Origin of the sequence: Paenibacillus sp. FSL M8-0212 (genome assembly GCF_038004645.1) — a bacterium.
Lineage (GTDB): Bacteria > Bacillota > Bacilli > Paenibacillales > Paenibacillaceae > Paenibacillus.
Genome location: NZ_JBBORP010000001.1, coordinates 109788 through 133875 on the forward strand (window position 1 = coordinate 109788; position 24088 = coordinate 133875).

The 24088-nt window shown below is 45.5% G+C and carries 18 protein-coding genes; 1 reads left to right on the plus strand and 17 read right to left on the minus strand.

Going from position 1 to position 24088, the window contains the following annotated elements:
* Positions 1 to 56: 56 nt before the first annotated feature.
* The 12 genes from MKX68_RS00445 to MKX68_RS00500 all read right to left on the minus strand — a co-directional run bounded on the left by MKX68_RS00445 (position 57) and on the right by MKX68_RS00500 (position 16763).
* Positions 57 to 1142 (minus strand): glycoside hydrolase family 53 protein, encoded by a 1086-nt coding sequence (locus tag MKX68_RS00445; protein WP_340908310.1) that lies wholly within the window; start codon positions 1140 to 1142, stop codon positions 57 to 59.
* A gap of 32 nt (positions 1143 to 1174) precedes the next feature.
* A complete protein-coding gene (locus tag MKX68_RS00450; protein WP_074094501.1) occupies positions 1175 to 2053 on the minus strand; it encodes a carbohydrate ABC transporter permease in 879 nt (292 codons plus the stop codon).
* 29 nt (positions 2054 to 2082) lie between these two features.
* A complete protein-coding gene (locus tag MKX68_RS00455) occupies positions 2083 to 2973 on the minus strand; it encodes an ABC transporter permease (RefSeq protein ID WP_074094500.1) in 891 nt (296 codons plus the stop codon).
* 192 nt (positions 2974 to 3165) lie between these two features.
* The gene (locus MKX68_RS00460) at positions 3166 to 4857 is read right to left on the minus strand and encodes a sugar ABC transporter (protein ID WP_339300570.1); all 1692 of its coding nucleotides are present in this window, start codon (positions 4855 to 4857) and stop codon (positions 3166 to 3168) included.
* A 123-nt stretch (positions 4858 to 4980) separates the two neighbouring features.
* Positions 4981 to 6609, minus strand: coding sequence for a response regulator (locus MKX68_RS00465; RefSeq protein ID WP_340908314.1), 1629 nt, complete (start codon positions 6607 to 6609; stop codon positions 4981 to 4983).
* Positions 6610 to 6682: 73 nt separating this feature from the next.
* Positions 6683 to 8437 (minus strand): sensor histidine kinase, encoded by a 1755-nt coding sequence (locus tag MKX68_RS00470; RefSeq protein ID WP_340908316.1) that lies wholly within the window; start codon positions 8435 to 8437, stop codon positions 6683 to 6685.
* A gap of 298 nt (positions 8438 to 8735) precedes the next feature.
* A complete protein-coding gene (locus MKX68_RS00475) occupies positions 8736 to 9434 on the minus strand; it encodes a hypothetical protein (RefSeq protein WP_338593714.1) in 699 nt (232 codons plus the stop codon).
* Between the two features lie 180 nt (positions 9435 to 9614).
* Positions 9615 to 11144, minus strand: a complete 1530-nt coding sequence (locus tag MKX68_RS00480; protein WP_340908318.1) for an ABC transporter substrate-binding protein — start codon at positions 11142 to 11144, stop codon at positions 9615 to 9617.
* A 133-nt stretch (positions 11145 to 11277) separates the two neighbouring features.
* A complete protein-coding gene (locus tag MKX68_RS00485) occupies positions 11278 to 12186 on the minus strand; it encodes a carbohydrate ABC transporter permease (RefSeq protein WP_338593712.1) in 909 nt (302 codons plus the stop codon).
* Between the two features lie 17 nt (positions 12187 to 12203).
* Complete coding sequence (locus tag MKX68_RS00490) at positions 12204 to 13190, minus strand: ABC transporter permease (RefSeq protein WP_076208980.1); 987 nt, start codon at positions 13188 to 13190, stop codon at positions 12204 to 12206.
* A 185-nt stretch (positions 13191 to 13375) separates the two neighbouring features.
* A complete protein-coding gene (locus MKX68_RS00495; protein ID WP_340908320.1) occupies positions 13376 to 14989 on the minus strand; it encodes a response regulator transcription factor in 1614 nt (537 codons plus the stop codon).
* Positions 14964 to 16763 (minus strand): sensor histidine kinase, encoded by a 1800-nt coding sequence (locus MKX68_RS00500; RefSeq protein WP_340908323.1) that lies wholly within the window; start codon positions 16761 to 16763, stop codon positions 14964 to 14966. The genes MKX68_RS00495 and MKX68_RS00500 overlap by 26 nt, the downstream gene beginning before the upstream one ends.
* Positions 16764 to 17105: 342 nt before the next feature.
* On the opposite strand from MKX68_RS00500, the gene MKX68_RS00505 reads away from it, so the two are divergent.
* A complete protein-coding gene (locus MKX68_RS00505; RefSeq protein WP_340908326.1) occupies positions 17106 to 18548 on the plus strand; it encodes a hypothetical protein in 1443 nt (480 codons plus the stop codon).
* Between the two features lie 221 nt (positions 18549 to 18769).
* On the opposite strand, the gene MKX68_RS00510 is transcribed toward MKX68_RS00505, so the two are convergent.
* The 5 genes from MKX68_RS00510 to MKX68_RS00530 form a co-directional block, all read right to left on the minus strand.
* Positions 18770 to 19351: a DUF4269 domain-containing protein gene (locus tag MKX68_RS00510; protein ID WP_340908328.1), complete on the minus strand. Its 582-nt coding sequence runs from the start codon at positions 19349 to 19351 to the stop codon at positions 18770 to 18772.
* A 20-nt stretch (positions 19352 to 19371) separates the two neighbouring features.
* Complete coding sequence (locus tag MKX68_RS00515) at positions 19372 to 19578, minus strand: YwbE family protein (RefSeq protein WP_026081155.1); 207 nt, start codon at positions 19576 to 19578, stop codon at positions 19372 to 19374.
* Between the two features lie 213 nt (positions 19579 to 19791).
* Entirely contained in the window at positions 19792 to 20580 is a 789-nt protein-coding gene (locus MKX68_RS00520; RefSeq protein ID WP_340908331.1) for a polysaccharide deacetylase family protein, read from the minus strand.
* 66 nt (positions 20581 to 20646) lie between these two features.
* Positions 20647 to 21585, minus strand: coding sequence for an aldo/keto reductase (locus tag MKX68_RS00525; RefSeq protein WP_340908333.1), 939 nt, complete (start codon positions 21583 to 21585; stop codon positions 20647 to 20649).
* Positions 21586 to 21697: 112 nt separating this feature from the next.
* Positions 21698 to 23722, minus strand: coding sequence for a Na+/H+ antiporter (locus tag MKX68_RS00530; RefSeq protein ID WP_340908336.1), 2025 nt, complete (start codon positions 23720 to 23722; stop codon positions 21698 to 21700).
* Between the last annotated feature and the right edge of the window lie 366 nt (positions 23723 to 24088).

The following is a 24088-nucleotide window of genomic DNA, read 5'->3' on the forward strand; positions in this document are numbered from 1 at the left end:
TCATCTGGCATGACTTCATGTTTTTTATCAGATACAACTTGCGAACCTGTATGATATTACACGTATGTCACGACATCTGATTCTTCAACAGTAGCAAGCGCTGTAAACGATTCCAACTTGCGACCTTTAAAATCAAACATGGTGAGGTTGCCCCAGTTATTCGGATGTCCGACCGACCATTCTTCTTTACTTGGTATCCAGGCAGGTTCCCAATAATAGAATCCATGCCCCAAACCACCAGGAACTTCGCGGATAATCTGCAATAGATCCTTCAGATATTTGGTCTGTCCCTCTACACTTGCAGGGTATCCTGGTAACAACATATCTTCCTGATTCAAAATCCATTCAATGCCTTCCGGCTGCTCAAGCGTCCATGGATAAGCGGTTTCAACTACATTGATCGGTTTGCCATAACGCTCAGCCAGATCATGAAGATTATCACGTAACGCATCAAGTGTGCCATGCCACCAAGGATAATACGAGAGACCAATGATATCAAACTCCACACCCAGTGCTTCAAAGCGATCGTAAAACTTGCGGCTCTCGGCGTTATCTCCACCACGGTCAATATGTATCATAATCTGAATATCCGCGTCAACGGATTTGACCGCAGCAATTCCGTACTTCACAAGGCCTGCAAAACGCTCCCATTGTTCATCCGTATCATGCTCTTCTCCACCGACACGTCCCTCACTCCATAACATGCCTGGTGTAATCTCGTTGCCCACCTGCACCATGTCTGGAAGCGCATCGTGTTCCTTCAACGTTCTCAGAACGTCAGCCGTATACATGCATACCGCACGTTGAAGCTCTTCATAGGTCAGATTCTCCCATGCTTTCGGCTTCCATTGATTGGCTGGGTCAGCCCAGCGATCAGAATAATGGAAATCAAGCAAAAATTTCAAGCCCTGTTCCTTGATCCGTTTGGCTACCTCCACCGTCCGCTCCAGATTGCAGAATCCACCAACAGGATCATTCCAGATTCGAAGTCGTATCGCGTTAGCGTCATTAATCTTCAGGATGGACAGCAAGTCTTGTTCCTTGCCATCCACATCACTATAACTCCCGCCATGCTGTTCGATTTCATCCATAAAAGACACATCCATTCCCAGAATGAATGTCTTTTCCGTCAAGTTGCTCACTGTATCAACCTCCATTAATTTGGGGTACAGGCTCAGCCTTTAACTGAGCCCAACGTCATACCTTTGACAAAGAAACGTTGCAGGAACGGATACACAATCAAGATCGGTGCACTTCCGATGAAGATCTGAGCAGCCCTTACCGTCGTTTGAGAGAGAGCTTCCATTTCTTTTGGATTCATGCTCATGCTACTCATATCACGTCCAATAATGACCGTTTGCATAAATGTAGCAAGTGGGTAATCCTTGGCGTTATTCATGTAGAGCAATCCATCAAACCAGGAATTCCAGTGGAACACCATACTGAACAATGCAATTGTTGCAATGGACGGCATCGAGATGGGAAGGAAGATACTGAACAATGTTCTGAAATGGTTAGCTCCATCCATCAGCGCCGCTTCCTCCAGCTCTTTTGGAATACCGCGGAAGAAGTTCAGCATCAGAATGACAAGGAATGTGTTAACTGCTCCTGGGAGTACCAGTACCCAGAAGGAATCCATCAACCCGATCTTCTGGATAACCATGTAGAATGGCACCAGTCCCCCGTTGAAAATCATACTGAATACAAAAATCCAGGAGTAGATCGTTCTTCCTTTGAACTCACTATTCTCTTTGGACAATGGATACGCCGCCAGGAAAGTAATCAGCAACGTAATGGCTGTACCGATCACTGTACGTAGAAGTGAGATCCAGAGCGAGTTCAAGAAAATTGGATTGTTCATCGTTTTTTTGTACGCCTCAAGTGAAAAACCTACGGGCCAGAGATTGACCAGATTTGCATCGGCAGCAGCCTTTGTACTAAAGGATACTGCCAGTACATGAATCATCGGTACGATACACATAATGGCGATCAAAATCAGAAAGCAGGTATTGACTATATTAAACACGCGATAAGGCAATGATTTATGATACATCGTGGTCCCTTCTTTCTCTGTTCATTCGTTTAGAATATGCGGTATCCAGCGTATTTTTTGGCTAAGCTGTAAGATACAAGAATCAAGATCATACTAATGACCGATTTGAATAATCCGATCGCGGTTGCAAAGCCCATCTCACCATTTTGCATTGCGGAACGATATACGAATGTATCAATGATGTCACCCGTTTGATATACGAGCGGGTTATACAAGTTGAATATCTGGTCAAATCCGGCATTCAGTACGTTACCAAGTGCCAGTGTTCCTACAACCATCAGCATCGGCACAAGCGAAGGAATTGTAATGTGCAGTGTCTGTTTCCAGCGTCCTGCTCCGTCAATTTCCGCTGCTTCGTACAATGCTGGATTAATTCCGGCAAGGGCAGCCAGAAAGACAATCATGTTATAGCCAAATTCTTTCCACACATCTGTCAGAATGACCGTAGATCGGAACCAACTATTGTCTCCAAGGAAGAAATATGGCCCAAGTCCGAAGGTTCCCAGAACCCGGTTAACCAAGCCGCCTGTTGACAACAGATCTATCAAAATCCCGCCCAGAATGACCCAGGACAAGAAGTGAGGTAAATAGACAAGTGTTTGAATCGTCCGCTGTATAGCCATCTTGCGAACCTCATTCAAAAGAATGGCAAAAACAAATGGAACAAATAAATTAAAAATCAGTTTAAGTACAGCAATAATCAATGTGTTCCAGATAACCTGTAAGCTGTCTTCACGTTCAAACAAATATCTAAAGTTGTCCAGCCCGACCCATTCAGAACCGCTAATCCCAAGCCATGGCTTGTAGTTCTGGAATGCCATAATGATCCCGCCCATAGGCACATAACTGAAGATAATCAGAAAGATAATGGCTGGCAACAGCATAACGTGGAATGGCCAAGTGCGTTTCAAAGTTCTCATGATTGCTCCCCCTGTATTTCTTCCTACTCAAGTACTCCCTGAGTGGCTTATAATGCGATTATATCAACCTTTTACGGGGTCCAAACAGCACATAAAAGCAATATAAATGGCACAAATTCAACCACTTCCCTTCATCCTAAATACACATAAAAAAAAGCGCACAGACGAGTACCGTCTGTGCGCCGTTTAAAACTATTTTTTCACACCGTCATACCATTCATTGACCTCTTGAGTGATCTGGTCACCGCCACCGGATTTCCACGTTTGTACAAACGTATCAAACGCATCCGCTGGATTTTTGCCATAGATAATTTCGTTAAATGCTTGATTCTCGATTTTGTTCAGATAGTCCAGCTTGGATTTCATCGTCTGCGTTGTTGGACCTGTGAACATGTTTTTGAAGGAAATTTCTTCTTGGCTCAGCAATACTTTCGCAGCAGCAGGGGTTTCCTTACCATAGTTCACGGCAACATCTTTTTCGAGCTTGGTTTCCGGCTCTTTGCCGTCCGCCAAATTCATCAGAGCTTTCATCTGGGCGTCCGGAATACGAGCGCCATCACGCACGAGCAAATAACGCACAACGTTTACATAACCGCCATCAATTTCTTCAATCGGCATTTGTTTACCATTTCCATCCAATTGATAGTCATAGCCTGCAAATAGACCGTTATCATATTCACTTCCTGGTTGCGGATCTGCGTATTTATCATAAAGGTAGTTTTGGTAAGTAAAGAATGCTTCCGGATTTTTCATATCTTTCTTGATCAATGTTACACCATTAACAAAATGTGTACCATGACGCATCGCTTTGCCTTCAGGGCCAGTTGGAATTTCAATCGGTTTCCAAACCGCACCTGGGGCATTTTTTACCGTATCCTTCAGCGGCCATCCGCTCATCCAGTATGGACCCGGGATAATGCCGGCTGTGCCTGCAACTGCTGGCTCTGCCGTTTTGTTTTCATCCCACAACGCTGCTTCCTGCGGGATATAACCTTTCGTGAGCCATTCGCTCAATTTGGTCAAACCTGGCTTCATACCTGGATTGATAGAACCATACTCCAGCTTGCCATCCGCAGCCAGATTCCATTGTTGAGGTAAGGTGCCATATGCACCAAAGATCCAGGATACATCTCCCATCCATGTATTCATGGATGTTTTGAAGCCGACGCTGAGCGGAGTGACTTTATCTGGAGCCAAGCCGTCAGGGTTATTATTCTTAAATGCTTCCATCACTGCTTCCAGTTCGTCGATGGTTTTTGGTGCCTTCATGTTCAGCTTGTCCAGCCAGTCCTGACGAATCCAGAGAAGGTAGTCATTGTTGTAGGCATAGTCCAGAACAGGGACACCCATTCTTTTGCCATCACGACTGTACGGGTTCCATACATTAGGGTCCTGCTCCATTGCTTTTTTCCATGTGTCGGAAGCGTATTTGTCGAACAGTGGTCCAACTTCCTGATACATACCGGAGTCAATTAAATCTTGAGCAACTAAATTATCCGGCTGCCCTATTGTCACAATATCCGGCATTTCTTGGCCGGAGGACATAGCAAGACGAAGCTTGGTCGCAAATGCACTGTTCGTATCTGTCACGGACCACAACGATTTGATTTCAATTCCGAATTTGTCCTTGGCCCACTTGGTTGCCACGTTATTTTCCATGGATTCGCCATTTTTAAATTTCAGCTCAGGATCGATTCCCCATGCTGTAGTAATGGTTACTGCCGGATCATACTTTTCTTTGTATTCGTTTTGGGTTCCAGATGTACTTGGTGTTGCACTATCTCCGCCCCCACTGCCGCCTGAACATCCTGCAAGAACGACAGTTAGACTCAGCGTTGTAGCGAGAAGCGTCAAGAATCTCTTTTTCGTTGATTGCGCTCTCATGTTGTTCCCCCTTAAATCGTTTTGGTTACCCTTTCATTATAGGCTGACCAGGCCTTTGAGCCTATGATACGAAATCAAGATTTCTGCACCTTTGCCAACCTATATTCTGGAATGTTGTTGTAATTATGCCTGATCCCGAAATTCATTTGGTGTCATACCATAATGTTTTTTGAACATTTTGCTGAAATATTGCGGATTTTGATAGCCAAGCTCACTTGTAATCTCGTATATTTTTTTGTTGCTATTCTTAAGCAGATACAGAGCACGCTCCATGCGCATACGAATCATGTAGTCCCCAAGACCTTCCCCTGTCTCTGCCTTGTAAATTTTTGATAGATATACGGGGTGTAGATATACCTTGTCCGCAATCATCTTCACTGACAGATCCTGTCCTGTATCTCTTGTAACCAACTCCTGAACCTGTTTGATCACATGTCTGCGACTCTGCACACCTTCCTGATCGGACAACTCTTCCTGAAGCTTCGCCAGCATCTCGGTTGCCCAGCGCCGCAGCTTCTCGGGGGATTGAATCAACTGATGCGCAAGGAGCAGATCGAATCCCGCATGATCAATCTCATGCACCAGATGCCCCTGTTTATGGGCGATATACATAAATGCATTGGTTACCGACAGATACATCTCATACACGTGTTCTCTGGACAATCGCACCTGTTCTGCCTCGTCAAAAACCGTGTTCAGCTTACGCGCCGCCGCTTCCCATTGCTTGGTCTCAAGCAATTGTGGAAGTACAGGTGGTTTGTACAGCTCTTCGAGCGCCTGCGTTGCATCATTCTCCGGTCTTTTGCCGAGTGCCTGATCCATGTCCATATATATAATCTTGTGTTCTTCTGGTCCTGAAAGGACAAGCGAACCCAAACTTTTTCGATAAGCTACTGTCAATTCATTAAAGGGAAATGACGGTGTAACTACCATGGACAGGTCTCCCTGCAAATATCGAATAACATGTTCACGGAAAGTTTCAGCTGAGATTCTCAACGTCTCCAAGTTCATCTGCGGAGCTTCGATCTGTTCTTGATTCTGCAAAAACATTACCAGACACTCATGCGGTCCGCGACCAAACCACACGTTAAATTGCTCTCCGAGTACTTCCTCTGCAATATTACCTACCGCAAAATCCATCAGATCCAGAGACTGCTGGTCCATTGATGAGAAGCGTCCTGTAAGGCGAATCAGCATCATCACAGCCGATTGTTCCGGATCAATATGAATCTCATATTGTTGCAGTTGTTCCCGAAGTGCCCGCGCCGTGATCTCACGCCCCAGCAGCAGATCATGCATAAGATTTTCCCGTAAAATTTTATAGTCAGACTTCCGACTGTACAAGAGCCGGTGATATTTATCGAATTCATCCCACTCATCGCGAAGAGATGTGATGGCTGCCGACACGGAACTCATAAATTCATCATCGTTTACAGGTTTCAGGATATAATCCGCCGCCTGCAATTGTATCGCTTTCTTCGCATAAGTAAAATCACTGTGACCCGTCAGCAAGATACAGCGAATGTGGGACCAACGTTTGCTTACCTCTGCAATCAGATCCAGTCCGGACATGCCAGGCATGCGAATATCGGTCACCACGATATCCACTGCATTTTCCTCCATAATTTCCAGCGCTTCTTTACCCGAAGCGGCACGAAGCACAGTCGTTACTCCAAGCTCTCCCCAGGGGATTGTAAGTTCCAGACTTTCTGTTACGTATGTCTCATCATCTACCAGTAATATATCAATCAAGTGATTCACTCCCTATTTCGTTCATTCTGCAAATGGATTCCATCGTTCATCATGCGCTACACGTTCCAAGTGCTTATCCTTCATTCTCCAGAAGAAACTCCTGCTCGGCAGGCCACGACAGCGTAACGCGTAATCCACCAAGTTCCGATTCCGTTATATCAAGCCCTGCCTGCTCCCCATATCGAAGCTGGAGTCTCTGATTCACATTCCACAGGCCACAGCCCATCTCCTGATCCATCGTTCCCCTAAGCTTATTCAGAAGCGTCTCACGTGCCTCCTGTGTCATGCCTTGCCCATCATCTTCAACCACAAGAACCATGACACCGCCCTGTTTTTCCCCGGATACTCTTATTTCTCCGGCTTCCGCGTCCGCTTCGATACCATGAATCACCGCATTCTCCACTAGTGGTTGCACGATAAGTGGCGGTACCTCCTGTCTTAACATCTCATCAGACAGATCAATCTTGTAATGAATCCGATCCATACGCATCCGTTGGATCTCCAGATAACAGCTGACAAATTCAATCTCTTCCGTCAACGGTACCACGTCCCGCTCCTGTCTTGTCGTATACCGATAATATCGTGATAGGTTATGCGACATCGCTACAACCGCGTCCATACGCTTCAGCTTCGCCATACTTGTAATGAAGGAGAAACAATTATAGAAAAAGTGCGGGTTAATCTGCGATTGTAGCTGCTTCAACCGGGCTTCACGCACATGAATCTGTTCCAGATAAACGTGTTCAAATAACTGCTGGATCTGCTCAACCATCAAGTTGAAACGTTCGGACAGGAAACTGAATTCATTGCGGCCCTTTGGCTTAATCCTCACGGAATAATCTTCCTGCTTCAACCGCTGGAATCCGCGAATGAGTTGTTTTACTGGTACCTGCACCTGTACATAGAACAAATACGCCACACCAAAACTCATTAACAACAAACAAATCATGGAAGAATAAAACAGCATATTGGATTGATGAATGGGCTTCAGAATATCTGACAGGGGCATGTAGTCCACCAAATACCAGCCTGTTGTACTGGATTTCACGGTATTGACCATGTAGGGCTCGTTCCCGATCACTACTGTACGATTATCAACGTCCTGAAGTTTATGGACGGACAGTTCTTCCATCAACTGATTCGTTAATGAACGATCTGAAGTCCGGTTATAGATAACCCCCGACTCTTCTCGGAAATAGAAGGGATCATGCCTGCCATCGTCCTTGAATTTGTCGAGCATATCCCGAATGTTGTCACTATCAAATTCCAGTTTAATAATCGTTTCCGCATTATTAGCCGGGTCTTTAATGCCGTACGGAGATACCGTAATCCAGCTAAACATGAACCGATCATCTTCCCCATCCTGAATTTTGCGTACATCCCAGCCGGAACTGATATTCTGCCTTAGCGCTTGTTTATCGTAAGAACGTGCGTCCCTTTCGGAAACCACCCTTCCCAGCGAAGGAGAGTACAGATATAACTTTGTGGCCCAATTGGATGAGCTTTCCTGAATACTTAGCTTATTCTGAATACGTTTGACCAGGTTGATCGCATCCAGATCAAAGTAGTTACTGTCCGCATAGATTCTCTTGAAGCTGGCAATATCAGGATCATGTATGAGCAGATTCGGCCATGAGGATAACAGTTCAATGTGTGTGTTCACTTGATTTTGGAAAAATTCAAGCTGGTTACTATTCGATCGATTCAACTCATCTCTGAGAACAGCTGTTGTTTTGTGATTGGAGTACCAGTACAGAAGTACTACAGGAATCAGCATAATCAGAATAAGAATGACCATTTTGGAAAACAGGTTTGTCCGATATGACATCTTTTCATCTCACCTTGTCTTAATTTGTCGTGACATTAATTGTAATGATGTAAGCGCTAAAGACAAACTATTTTTTTGAGACAAACCGATTCATTATCTAGCGTAAGCGTTACCAATTCAAGGGGGAAGGAGACAAAACCAATATTTCTGCACTAAATGCAACTTCCACGCACAAAAAGAGCCGGCGATTAGCCAGCTCTCTATCTAATTTCATTATATATCTTAAATCGTTCTATTCAACTCAAACCTTATTCCACTTCTGTTTATGTAATTATTCTTTTTTCTATGAAAATATCAACTATGGAATATCATAATCAAATACCGTATTCGCTCCATCCACGCCTACATCCAGTACAATATCCATAAGTTTCCCATTGACGAACAGAGGAGATTCCGCTTTCCCGTAAAACTCCAACTTGCCTGTAAACGTTCCATGGCGTTCAATCTCAACATGTACGGGCCTTAATTGGACAGACTGCAAGGCTTCCAATAGTGGATCGTCCTTAAACTTATAACTGCGTGCGAGATCAGGCAATAACACGGCCGATACGGAATCTCTGCCGTAATTTTTGAGTGTCAGGTCACATGTTGCTCGGGTCTCACCCGTTTTCAGCACGTTAAAGGTACAAGAGCTTGCATTCTGTACATAGGATACCGCATTAATGCCTGAAGCTCCCCACTTGGCTACATACATGAATTTATCCGTCATGTACGAATAACTGAGAACGATAGCGATAACTACGATCCATAACCCTTTTGCAAGACCGGGGAACGATTTCCCGATTTCTTTGCGTGTAAGGTAGAAGCCGCAAGCAAAGATTCCCATCCCCAGGAAAAGTGTGATATGTACACCACTTAAATAAGACGTAGTATACGGTGATATACCTATTGCTGACAGCATGGTATCTCCAACAGAAAAACCAAGGTGATGGTTAAATGTAAAGATGATAGCAAATAGCAATAAAGCCCCTGAGAACACAAGTCTGGTTCTCGACACACGAACACCCCCTAATCAACCACCTTATTATATCATATTTTTCCTATTTATGATTAACAATCCAAATCAAAAAACAACAATAAAAAGAACGCCTTCGGTTGTTCACCGAAAACGTCCTCCCTATTTGCCACCGATAATATCTTGTAGAACACAAGTCTCTCTATCATAGCTGATAATCATTTACTTCTGGGCAAGGAATGCATCAAGTTGTTCCTGTTTGGCTGCAATAATTTTATCAATTCCTGCTGCTTTCAATTTCTCGAGATATTTCGGAATCATCTCATTTGGATCAACGGCGCCCGATGTCATACCCGGCTTGAACTGTTTGTTCACGTTGTTGACCGCAGCAATTTCATTTTTGACAGATTGACTGTTGAATGTAAAGCCCAGTGCTGGAGACTTCACACCTTTGGCGTTAAATTCTTTGAACTTTTCCCACTTCTGCGGATCTTCATTATCCCATAGGAAGTTCAGGAACTGGTTACCAAGCTGCCATTGGGCACCTGGGTTATAGGTACGACTGTTGGCATCAACGCCTTCAGGGAGAGTAATGATATTATCCTGTCCATCTTTTTTCACATAATGAGTACCTTCAATTCCGAAGTTCAGCAAGTTGTTAATTTCTTTGTCGGAATGCAGCAGGTTAATGACCTGCATCGCTTTCTCCGGTTGCTCGGAGGAACGGGAGATTGCAAGCATCGCTCCAGACGCATCACCCGTCGTGATTGTCGGCTGTGTCATCTCAATCTGAGTGAGTGGGAAACCCACATACCCTTCTTCTTCTTTATCCTTGCCTGGCTTCATGCCATCTGTCCAGAGAAACGCTTTTCCAGCCTTCGCCTGGTCTTTCGGGAACACATTGGAAGTAGCAGCATCACTGTTGATATATCCCGCTTGATACCACTTGCGAGCGAGTTCAGCCGCTTCTTTGAATTCAGGGGTCTCCACTTCATTCAGCACCGTTGTTCCGCCTGCTGTTTTGGAGATGACTCCAGGTACGGAAGCATCACCGAGATAATCCCAATCCAGATTCTCCAACAGCCCGTTACCGTTGGTATTGGACATATAGAATGGTGTAATGGCTGGCTCGTTTTCCTTGATTGTTTTGAGCAGAGGCTCCAGATCAGCCCAAGTTTTTACGGCTGTCAGGTCCAGCTTATACTTGTCAGCCAGATCTTTACGTACCAACACACCACGTGTGGCAGCGAGTTCCTTATTCGTAGGAACCCCGTAATTCACGCCGTCCACCTGGGAACCTTCCAGAAAGGCAGGATCCAGGTTTTTCTTAATATCCTGACCATGTGCATCAAGCAGATCATTCAAGGGCAAGAATGCGCCTTTAGCTACATTCACCGTGTAGTTCTGCCAAGCTGCTGTGAAGATAATGTCTGATTTTTCACCTGAAGAAATCATGAGATTCAGCTTGTTATCCCACTGTCCCCAGTCAATTGCATTGATCTTAAGCGTGGCTCCGATCTTTGGTTCCATCTTTTTGTTAATCTCGGCTTCCACCAGAGCGACATCCTTCTGTGGTGTCCCTGGGTAGAACAGTGTCACTTCATAGGGTTTGCCCCCACCTTCACTTGCTCCTCCGCCTTCTGCGGCAGGTGTTGTCGTTCCACCCTTGTCTGATGAGCAAGCTGCCAGCACCAGGCTCAGCGCCATAACCGTTGCCATCATGCGTGACCATACCTTTAATGATCTAACCAATTGAACCCCTCCTGTCATGTGTTGAACCATACAACCGAATTCCCCAATTCACAAATAAACCGATAACTACTTCTGTATATGCCCTTTCAGTCCATCTTCATTTACCTTGCCCACTCTGCTAACCGGTTCAGAGTTATCCCTTCACAGCGCCAACCGTAAGACCTTTGATGAAATAACGCTGGAAGAACGGATATGCCAGTACAATTGGACCAATACCGACTACAGCCATCGCCATTTGCAGAGTTTTGTTAGGCAGATTCAGCAATCCACCCTGCGACGAAATCTGTGAAGAGACGTTGGAGTTGGTTGTTAAATATTGAATATCGAGCAGCGTCCGGTACATAAGGTACTGAAGGCTGATCGTCCGGTTATCTGATATAAAAATCATGCTAAGGTACCAGTCATTCCAGTAATTCAGTGTACTGAACAACGCGACGGTTGCCATTACGGGAAGAGAGAGCGGAAGCACGATACGTGCAAACGTTCTCAATTCTCCCGCACCATCAATCCGAGCCGATTCCAGAATGGACACCGGAATGGAGTTCGCGAAGAATGTACGCATGACCAGTACAAAGAATGGGGATAGCAGTAGCGGCATAATGAGTGCCAGTATGGAGTTTTTCAGATCCAATACGTTGACATAGACCAGGTACCAAGGTACCAAACCCCCATTGAACAACATTGTGAAGAAGATGAAAAAGGCGAACCAGCCCCGGTAAGGCAAATCTCTCCGTGAGAGCGGATACGCATACAATGCGGTCAGCGCAACACTTGTAATGGTACCTACAACAGTAACAATAAAGGATATACCATACGAGTGAATGATCTGATCCATATCTCTAAACAGAAACTCATAAGCCGTCAGGCTGAACTTCTCTGGAATAAGCTTATATCCATTGGCAATGACTGTTGTCTCGTCCGAAAATGAGATGGCGAAGACAAGCAGGATCGGCACGATACAGGCAATGGCATAGAACAGAAACATCGCATGAATAACGGATGCGGAACGCTTCGATACGGCTAGTGGATCACGTGATTTCACAGCTGACTTGCCTCCTCTCAAAATAATGCATTATCTTTATCTATTCGCCTTACGATGGTATTGGATACAAGAACCAGCACAAATCCAACGATTGCTTGGTATAGACCGGCTGCTGATGACATCCCGATATCTCCACCGATAAGGAACGTACGATATACGTAGGTATCCAGTACATTCGTTACAGGGAACAGCGCTCCCGATTCCAATGGAACCTGATAGAACAGACTGAAGTCTGCATAGAATATACGGCCAATTTGCAATAACGTCATAATGACGATTAATGGGACGAGAAACGGAATGGTAATGAAGCGTATCTGATGCCACTTGGTTGCTCCATCGAGCACAGCTGCTTCATAATATTCTTCATCGATACCCACGACAGCTGCCAGATAAATGACGGCATAATATCCAATATTCTTCCATGTGTTCACCAGTGGCAAAATATACGGCCAATACTTTGGCTCTGAATACCAGTCGATCGGCTGACCGCCGAACATCTGCAGAATCGTTGAGTTCATGAAGCCTGAATCCTTGCCCAGGAAAGCCAGTACCAGATAACTGACCACAATCATGGACAGGAAATACGGTAATAACATAAGTGATTGATATAACTTGGACATTGCCTTGTTCTTCACTTCATTGAGCAGAATAGCAAGCCCGACACCTACAAAGAGATTCAGTGCAATGAACACCGTGTTATACGCGAGTGTATTTCGGGTAATTTCCCATGCATCACTGGTTGAGAACAAATATTTAAAATTGTCCCATCCACTCCATGGGCTACCCCAAATACCATCAGCATAGTTTACATTTTTGAATGCGATCAGAACGCCGAACATCGGCATGTAGTTGTTCACCAGCAGAAACAGGACGCCTGGCAAGAACATGAGATACAGCACCTTGAATTTGCCAAGATTGTGCCACACAGACTTGCGCTTTCGGACTGTTTCTCCCGGTATTTCCGATATCCGTACTCCCTTACCCGCCTGGGGTTGTGTCTTCATAACTTGTTCTCCCTCACTCCTCTTGAATTCTTCCTCAGGATGAAGCTCCGTTGCGGCTCCTGTGGTTCAAGTATACGGCGGGGCGAGTAAGACCTCTATCTGCTGTGGTGACCTGTTGACTTATCAAATTATGACTTTAGTGCCAAATTAAACAAAACAAAAGGCGCAGCATGCTGCGCCCTGAACTATACGGTACGTGACTGTTTTCGGAACTCCTGTGGCGTTATACCCGTGCACTTTTTGAACATTTTGGTGAAATGCGAGTAATTATAGTACCCCACCTTGCCAGCGATATCCGTCACTTTGACGGTGGACTGGGACAACAATGTCTTCGCTTTGGCTACTCTGCCCTGCAGAATAAACTCAGATAGGGACATCCCCTTCTCTTTCCGAAACAGACGTGATAGATAAGCGGGATTGAATCCGGCAAAAGCTGCAAGCTCCTCTCGCATAAGTTCTTCACCAATATGAGTTTCAATATAAACGCACAACTGATCCACAATGGTCATGGGGCTATGATCGTCCGGGTACAATACCGGGATAACACGATCAATCAGATCAGACGTCCATTGCTTCAACTGCGGCAACGACCTTGTCACCATACCCTCTTCCGGCTCCCGTTCACCCGGATACAGACTGCGTATTGACACGTTTTTCTGATGAAGCAACGGGTAGACCACATGCAGCATGGCATGATAGTAGAGATGCAGCATTTCAGGAGACAAACCCTCTTGGGCAGCAAGCAACTCAAAAATCTCATCCACACGTTCTCGCAAATCCCCTACTTTACCCGTCTCAAAAAGAATGGATAATTCCGAAAACCATGGAATAGGCAAAAAGCGATCTTCCTGATCTCTTCCCCGCTCATCATAGACAAAAACTTCTTCAAGCTCCTTAATATTGCGCCGTTCCATATCCATCAGTTCATTTAACATGCCTTGCAGCTCAGTTACAGTAACCGGGGCACCAACATAACAGGACAACCGACAATAGAAATACGTACCACATTCCTGGATATACCCCTGACAACGTTGTGCCACTTCGCTCGCACTCGGAATGATGCCATCTTGCTCATAAGCAAGCACAATATTTAATCCACTTTGATCCTGAAATACCTCACCGGGCTTGTCGCCAAGCAGCATCTCTTTGGCTGCATTACGAAGGGCATATTCCAGTACCTCTTCGTCACGCAAATCAAAATCACGTACCCATTCCTCTACCGAGATCACAATGGGTAACACACGAGCCTGCGGATCAATCTCGGCACCATACAGTTCTGCGAGCTCTTGCAACCGTTGTTCGGTTAACGTGATACGCTGAGAGATGGCATCCTTCCAGAAGCGTTCCGTCAGTAGCGGTTTATGGGTTTTCCAGCGTTTGTATACGGTCTCATAAACTTCGTTGGTACGGGTACGCTGCTCTCCATCCTTAATCTTCTCCACTGCCTGAGTTACTACCTTAATCAATTGATCCGCTGGAGCCGGCTTCAACACATAATCAAAGCTGCTTAGCTTAATGGCTGTCTGAGCATAATCGAATAAAGCATGCCCTGTCAGGAAAATGGTCAGTATGCCTGGATCATGTTTTAACACCCAACTTTGCAGGTCAAGCCCTGTTTCACCAGGCATCTCGATATCACAGATCATGATATCAATAGCATTAGCCTTTAAAATCTTTCTTGCCTCTTCGGCATCACCAGCACAGTATACCTGGTCAATGCCTGCTGCTTGCCAATCGACGCCTTCCACCATTGCTTGTAATGCATACACTTCATCATCCACGATCAACAGGTTCCGCATAGGCTCCCCCTTCTTCCTCTTCGGTCTGAGCGGGTAAATCAATGATGACTTTGGCGCCATGATCCACCTCATTGCCAAACTGCAAACTGGCTTGATCACCATACTTCACTAAAAGCCGATGAGCCACGTTCCATATACCGATATGCTGTCCACTCGGGTCTTCAGCGTATTGTCCATGTTGCAGACGCCCCAACAATTCCTCTTCAAATCCGACACCATTGTCCACAATCATCAGTTGAAGCACCGTCCCATCGTCCTGACCGGACGACTTCTCACCGAGGCGCGCCACGATCCGAATGACAAAGGCTTGTGTCCGGCGCTGAAATCCATGAATAATGGCATTCTCCACAAAAGGCTGAATGGTTAATGGCGGAATCACATAATGTCCCAAATTCGGTTCAACATCCAGTTCAAAATCGAATCTGCTTGGAAACCTCAGCTTTTGAATTTCCAAGTAATGACGAATGTGCTCGAGCTCTTCATCCAGACGAATAACACGTTTGCCTGCACGCAGACTGAATCGAAAATAATCGGCCAGATGACCAGCCATCTGCTGCACCAACTCATGTTTTTGCAAGGAAGCCAGACTATGAATAATATTGAGTGAATTCAGGTAAAAGTGAGGATTGATCTGCATCTGCAGTTGTTTGAACTCTGCCTCCCGCGTCCGCAGTTGTTCCTCATACACATCAATCTTCAGATGCCTGATCTCACTGGTCATTTGATTGAAACTTCGTGTCATAAATTCAAGCTCCGAAGAAGATGGCGGGTCCAGCTTCACATCGAGATCTCCACGGCTGACCCTTCTCATGCCTCGGATTAACGCATTCATCGGGCGGAATAACAGATGTCGCAAAAAGATCAGTGCAGTAACCAGAATTACTGCCGCACCAATGGGAAGCAGACGAATGATCTGCTGGAAAAACGGAAGGTTACGCATCATGTCTTCCTCAGGCAGCAGCACGATATAATTCATCTCGGACATGGCCGAGGCAATACCCAACATCAAATATTGACGTGCTTCTCCCTTGTTCACAACTTCAGAGATAACCTGATACGGATTCTTCAGGCCGGGAAGATGCGCTGCAGCCAGCTGAATCTGTGCAGTATTTAATGTGGAATCCGATAGTGCCCCACCGTCTGTTCCAACAATGACTGCGCCTCCCCGATCTCCGGATTCAGTGAATTGTTGTGTATGATTCAGTGCATTCATATCAACAAGTGCGCCTGCATAGAACTGCTGGTTGATTCGCACTGTTTTCACCAGCGCATTCCACGTCCCGCCTCGCACAATGCTCCATTCCGGCTTCTGGATATCCCCTTCCAATTGCTGCATCTGGACTGGCATACTCTCCTGCACAACCGACTTTTTGACATCATAATTGCCTGAAGTGGCGAGCAGCAGATCATCATTCACGGCATCATATAGAAAAAAAGAATCGATTAGATTATAAAAACCGATATCTGTCATGAATTTGTTCATAATCCGTTGCTTTGCAATGATATAATCACCGCTGCCATATTTCAGAAAAAACAGAGAGATAATATCCGGGTCCCGCTCGCCCAGACTATACAAATACCGATTTGTCTCCTGTAATACACGTTCATTCTGCTCCACACTCTTGGCGAGATGATTCATATTGGTGAGGGATACTTTGTCACGTACAACTTTCATGGCGTAGACGTTGTTGTAATAAAGCAGCATGAATAATGGCAGCATGATCAATGTAAGACCCACTATAAATTTAAAACCAAGTGAACGGATCAAATTCATGGATTATGGATTCCCGCCCTTTTAGTTCAACATATTTTTTCTATTTTCTTCCTTATGATGGCATGTTTATTGTAATCACCCCTGCTTGCCATTGTCTATGGGGTCCCGTGACCTTCACATATCAATTCTGGTGACTTTCAACCGCTCCTATTTTAAGAGTAACAAGCTTCATATTGTAATAAATTCTCCAGTTGTAAAATAAATCCTTCATTTATAGCTCAGATGCTTCTCCCTAAAAATAAATGCTGCGGCAAACCCCGGACTCCACGAACGCCCGATCTTGACATGCATACGATATATCACTCCTCGGGTTAGTCACCAGGATGTAGGGAGGCCTGTTCGATGAATATTCAACTCACTGCGTTACACTATGTCTACCTTGCATTTATCGTCTTGATCATCGCAGTTATGATCCGGCGCAGGGACACCACCATTATCTGTGTCGCGGGTATTATGACCATTGGACTTCTGGCAACCGAAACCTTGAGCGGATCAGTTGCTGGGATCTTCAGCAGTTTTATCTATGCAACAAAAGAATTGTTAAGTACAATCTTCATCATCTCGATTATTGTGGCGATGAGCCGTGTTCTGATCAGAACCGGCATTAATGAGGTCATGGTAACACCTGTCACCCGGTTTATCCGTTCTCCTCAGGTCGCATATTGGGGTATCGGATTGATCATGTTGGTCGTATCGCTATTTTTCTGGCCATCCCCGGCCGTAGCACTCGTCGGTGCAGTACTGCTTCCTGTAGCCGTGCGTGTAGGTCTTCCTCCGATTGGAGCTGCTATTGCCATGAACCTGTTCGGACATGGGATTGCACTGTCGGGAGATTACATTATTCAGGGGGCTCCCAAACTTACGGCTGATGCAGCCGGTCTACCCGTTACTTCCGTCATGACGGCCAGCATTCCTTTGGTTATTGTCATGGGAACCGTATCTACACTTACAGCCTTCTGGATGCTGCGCAAAGAGATGAAATCAGGCTCACCTGCTCATTCCCCAAACGATATATCAGGCACCATGCGCATGGAACATTCTTCCTCATCAGAGGCTGTGTCTACTTCTCTACCTGGCAATCTGCCTGTTGAACGTCAAGCCATGTCACCCCGCCTGCAAAAGGCGTTCGCTCTGCTTATCCCTCTGTTATTCGCAGTTGATGTGATTCTGATGTTTGTATTGAAGTTGCAAGGCGGCGACGCAACAGCTCTGATTGGTGGTACCGCTGTGGTCATATTGATCGCTGTCACCCTTGCCGCACATCGTCATGCCGGACCAGAGGAAACAACCAATTATTTAATAGAAGGATTTCAGTTTGGTTTCAAGGTGTTTGGACCGGTTATTCCTATAGCCGCATTTTTTTATCTGGGGGATGCTGCGATTACGGAATTGTTCAACAATCCTCTTCCTGAAGGTTCACACGGGATCGTGAATGATCTCGGGGTTGCGCTTGCTGGACTGGTGCCATTGAATGATACGGTGGGCGCCATTACAATGACGGTAACCGGAGCAGTGACCGGAATGGATGGTTCGGGGTTCTCGGGTATTTCCCTGGTTGGCTCGATTGCGTCCATGTTCGCAGGTTCGGCAGATTCCGCACCTGTACTGACAGCATTAGGTCAGGTCGCAGCCATATGGGTAGGTGGTGGAACCTTGATTCCATGGGCATTGATTCCTGCTGCTGCAATCTGCGGAGTCAGCCCTTTTGAACTTGCAAGACGCAACCTGAAGCCTGTACTGCTGGGACTCACGGTAACAACAATTGTAGCCATCTTTCTGATCTGACCAAAGGTTATTTACACTGACACTACGATGACAGAAGCACCTTCCAATCGCTGTTATTCCCAGATTTTTTTGATCCCCTTTCCCAAGGGGAAATCCGGTAATAGCGTATGCTTCCGATGCAGCTTTCTTTCAGAAAGCCTTAGGCGACCGCTTCGCTTTTTCAGGTTTTTTCTGTCCTCTCCGTTATCGTGTAAATGATTAGTTCATCTCAAATAGACATTTTAAAAAGACGTGCGTGAACGGGCCCAGTTCCAGAGATCTTCACGTTTCATCTCTGCAAGATGCAGCATGTCCACATATGGATCTCCCTGTAATCCAAGTACAGAAGCAAAAGCAGGCTCCGTCTTCCACCCTGCCTGTTTCAGTCTGCGGATCTCACGGTGTCCCGCGTCTCCCCACAGTTGCAACAATCTCCACTCTACGATCATATGTAAGTATGCATTCTGCCTGTAAACTGGCACGGATTGGGCAAAAATCTCCACAGACCAATGTCCCACTTGCAAATTACAAGTCACATAAGGACGTTGGTCTGGAAGATCCCCACCACGTACACATTGAAATTCAGCAACGGCTCCGATTCGATTGTATATCTCGGCTTCAAACACATCCAGATCCTCTGCATAACACAGCAGATCCAGATCACTGCCCGGAATATCAATATCAATCGGTACCGTTCCTGCTGGATATGGGTGATAGTCAGCTAATATCTCGAGCAATCCACTGCTCTGTAACACATGATATGCGTCCTGCTGACGTGTATTACCCGAAGCCAGATGTGCCATTACTTCTGTGGTAGTACTCATCTCCCCGCCTTGGACCACAGTTAGTTTGAGCCTCCTGTAATGACCTGTTTCACACGTCCCACTTGACCGCTCGTCAGTCGTACTTTGATTCCATGTGGATGCGTAGGTGACTTGGTTAACAGATCCTTTACAATGCCACGTGTCAGCTTACCTGTAGCTTGATCCTGCTTCAGCACAATGTCCACTTCCAGACCTGGCTTAATATTTACACGTTGTTGTCCATTCATCATATTCACTCTCCTCTATGTCGTAATTCATATCTTGTATACTATATAACCCTTAAACACAAAGCTCCATCTATTGTAGACGTTTTGGTTTCAAAACAAAAGGGACGCGGCAATAACCTCCTAAGGCTGGTTCCATGGTTAAATGAAGACCAAGATAAAGAAACCGCAGATCTCATCATCTGAGACCTACGGTTTCTAATTGGATTACCACGTTCAGGGTTGCACATGCTTCAAAATAGACGAAGGCGAAGTTCCATCCTTCGCGGCTTCACGTGCCTTCACAGCAAGCAGCTCGGACACGGTCACGAATCGATATCCCTGCTGCTGTAACTTCGGCAGGATTGTTTTGAGTGCAGCTACCGTATGCGACTTGCCTTCCACCTTATCGTGAAAAAGTACAATATCCCCATTACGTGCGTTCTTCAACACTTTGTTAACGATAGCCGATACACCTGGAGAAGCCCAGTCTCGAGTATCCTGATGCCACGACCAGAGTACAATGGTATACCCTTTTTGTTTGGCAGCCTGGATGACCATGTCATTGTAATAACCGCCCGGTGGCCTGAACAACAGGGGACGCTCTGCACCTGCTTCAATGATGGAACTTTCTGCTTCGTTCATATCCTTCATGTACTTGTCCGCACTAGTAGATCGAACTGCATACGTGTGCGCATAGGTATGATTGGCGATTTCATGCCCTTCGAGCTGTTCCTGCTTAATCAGTTCAGGAAATTTATCTGCCCATTTGCCAAGTACAAAAAAAGTTCCTTTAGCATGATACTGCTGTAACAAAGCCAGAATCTGCGGAGTCTGAATCGGATCTGGTCCATCATCAAAGGTAAGGGCGATGAGTTTATCCTGTGTGGGAACTTCCCACACAATCTCTCCTCGTTCCTCATAATACTGACGGTTCTTCTGTACAGGCTTCGCATAGGCAGAACTGCTACCCAGCAAAATAATTAGCGTGAACATTCCGATGACTCGGGCTGCCTTCAGGTTCATGTGGTGTCCTCACTTTGTCTTCATACGTAAACTCCCTGTTAGCATTTCCCGATTCACCCGAACTCATTAACGAAAGATCTGATCCACGACTGCAATTTCCTCAGCAGTTAATTCCACATTTAATGTTTGCAGATTGTTAATGACCTGCTCCGGTCGCTTGGCACCCGGAATCAATGCATCAATCGAAGGCTGAGTAAGGTACCAGGCCAAAACCAGATGAGCAACCTCAACATCTTTGGATTGTGCTATGCTGCGCAGTTGCTCAACTTTATCGAGATTTTCAATAAAAGCTTCACCTGTAAACAGCGGGTTCTTCGCCCGTCCATCCTGAAAGGTTGTATCACGATTATATTTCCCGCCCAGCAGTCCCGCTGCCAGAGGGAAGTAAGGAACAAAAGAAATGTTATGCTCAGCCGTATACGGCAACAGCTCTTTCTCCGCATCTCTTTTGAACAGATTATATTCAGATTGCAGTACGTCTACATGCCCGTCCTTGTTGGCTTCACGCAACTGATCAATGGAGAAATTAGATACGCCAATGGCACGGATTTTGCCAGCGTCTTTTAATTGTTTTAACGTATCTACCGCTTCATTCTTAGGCGTATGTTCATCCGGAAAGTGGATGTAGAACAGATCAATGTAATCGGTTTGCAGACGTTTCAACGCCTCATCCACGGATGTTTTCAGAAAAGCAGGTGAGTTATCTATGACAATCTTGCCATCCACTAATTTATGAGCTGCCTTGGTTGCAATGATGGTATTCTGCCGCTGACCGGTTTCCTTCAGTACTTCACCAATCAGTCGTTCGGAATGCTCCGGTCCATAGATGTATGCCGTATCCACAAAGTTAATACCTTGTTTCAAAGCTGTACGAACCACTTCCTTACCTGTCTCATCATTCAGCATGTCCGGATAGATATTATGTCCGCCTACTGCATTCGCACCCAATCCAATGGGATTCACGATCAGATCCGTCTTGCCCAATCGAATTTGTTGTTCTGCCATGTCTCATCTCTCCTTCACTGATAGATATAAGTACATCTCTGTAATGATGCATGTTTCTTGTTACATATTATATCAAACCATTTAGCATATTTAAAATATCGGATTTATCGGATTAGGTGTTTTTCAGCGCAGTTGCTTCCACGTCGTTAATAAACCGGCGCAGTTTCGCAGCTACATCACGGGTGATTTCGCCGTTTTCATACAGTTGCTGAACCGTATTGCGCTGTTCCTGAATAGCTACCATCTGCAACTCCAATTTCTCCTGATTAAACGGATCTTCCGTTTTCCCTTGGTTCCAGGTTCGTAATTTGGCAATCACACGCTCATACTTGGCGATGACCGACAGCGCTACGACTCGATTCCCATCATTCATATGGGCACGAATAGCCTTAATTGCCGCTTCAGAGGTACGTAGCTTCACCTGACGGAACAGTTCTGCATTTTCAAGCATGAATGGTTGACTCGGCTTCTGGGATCGATTGGTGAACAGATGACCCAGCACACGCCCGATCTCGTTGATTGAGGCCATCATCTGAGTATTTGCCCGATTGGACAGCATCATTTCCTTACGATCCAACCAACTATCACATTTGAAGGCGGCATCGGAAGCAATTGCATTTTCATCCAGCATCGCTTCAATTTCTTTCCGCTCTGCACGGGTGGCAATCAGGTTAATAGCCGTTTCTTGTTTCTGAATATCTTTGCGTTTACCGGCGGTGAGCTGACCTGCGGCCTGCCTGATATATTTGGACAGGTCGGAGACAACCGCGAGTGCAGCGGCTTTGTTTTCATCATTCATTTCGGATTTGACAGCTCGGATTGCCGCATTGAGCATAATGTCATGGGCTTTTCGTTCTGACTTCTGAGGTGTTTCTTCTGTTGATTTACCGTCATCCTTGGCCAGAACTGGAAGAAACACACTGGCCGCAATCAGGGAAAAGAGGATAACCCCTGCCGCCAGGAAAATAATCAGATCCCGTTCAGGGAAAGGTGACCCATCCTGAAGCACATAAGGGATTGAGAACGCACCCGCCAATGTCACAGCCCCCCGCACCCCAGATAGGGAAATAATCGTGATATCCTTGAATCTGGGCCTGCCAATAGGAGATTGGGTACGCAGCAATTCATTTCCTTGCCAGAACAGATAGATCCAGAGAAAGCGCAGAACCAGCAGTAACACTGAGATCAGGCCCACATAGCCCAACACCTGCAGATTATTAAACGATACATTTTCAAAAATGGTACTCAGCACATCCGGGACCTGGACGCCCAGAATAACAAACACCAGACCATTTAGTATAAATAAAATGACTGACCATGTGCTCGCAGATACAACCTGCATTTTCAACTGAACCGATTCAGCGCGGTCACGCTCAATGGCGTGGATAATACCACCTGCCACTACCGCAAGAATACCGGATACCCCAATTTCTTCACTCACCAGATAGATGATAAAAGGCGTCAGAATTTGCAGCAACATGTGAATGGTTACATCTTCCATGCCCAGCCTGCGAATCCACATTCCGAGCCTGATTAGCAGAAAAGATAACAATGCCCCGACGAGAAGTCCGCCAATTGCAATCAGAATAAAACTAAAGGTTGCCTGCGCCAGGGAAAATACACCTGTAACCGTGGCTGCAATCGCGAATTTGAAGGCGACCAAGCCGGATGCATCATTCATTAATGCTTCACCTTCAAGAAGCCTATGTATACCTTTGGGCAAATGTACCCGCCCAGCCATGGCACCCACGGCCACAGCGTCTGTCGGGGACAGTATGGCTGCAAGAGCAAAAGCAGCGGGTAACGGTATCGTAGGAATCAACCAATGAATGGCATATCCCGCTACAACCACCGTCACGAACACAAGTCCTAGTGCAAGCAGAAGTATAGGTGCACGCAGATTCCATAATTCATTTCTTGGCGTTCGTTTACCATCGTTGTATAACAAAGGTGCGATGAAAAGTACAAAGAACAATTCCGGATTCAACGGCAAGTGTACGCCTGCTGGAAGTAAAGCTATGGCTACACCAAGCACAATTTGAATGAGCGGAACAGGAATAAAAGGTACAAACCGGTTCAGGATATTCGATAAACCGATCAGTACCAGTAAAACAAGTACGGCTATAAATATTTCCATGATGACAATCCCTTTCCGCTATAGATGTGGTGATACCTTTGTTGTATAGGTTTATTTTAACATAATCCAGACTTTATTATAAAAATGTTGTCATATTCATATACCCATTTAACTGGTCACAGGCTAGTCAATATAAGTTGAACTATTCATTTACACAATAACGGAGAGGACAGAAAAAACCTGAAAAAGCAAAGCGTTCGCCTTTATCACCGGATTTTCCCCTTTGGAAAAGGGAATCAAAAAAATCAGGGGATAACAGCGATTGGAAGGTTATTCTGTCATCGTAGTGTCAGTGTTAATAATCTTTAGTTAACTTATATAGATTGAAGAATTCTGATGGATTCTGTATATAAGATGTTACAATAT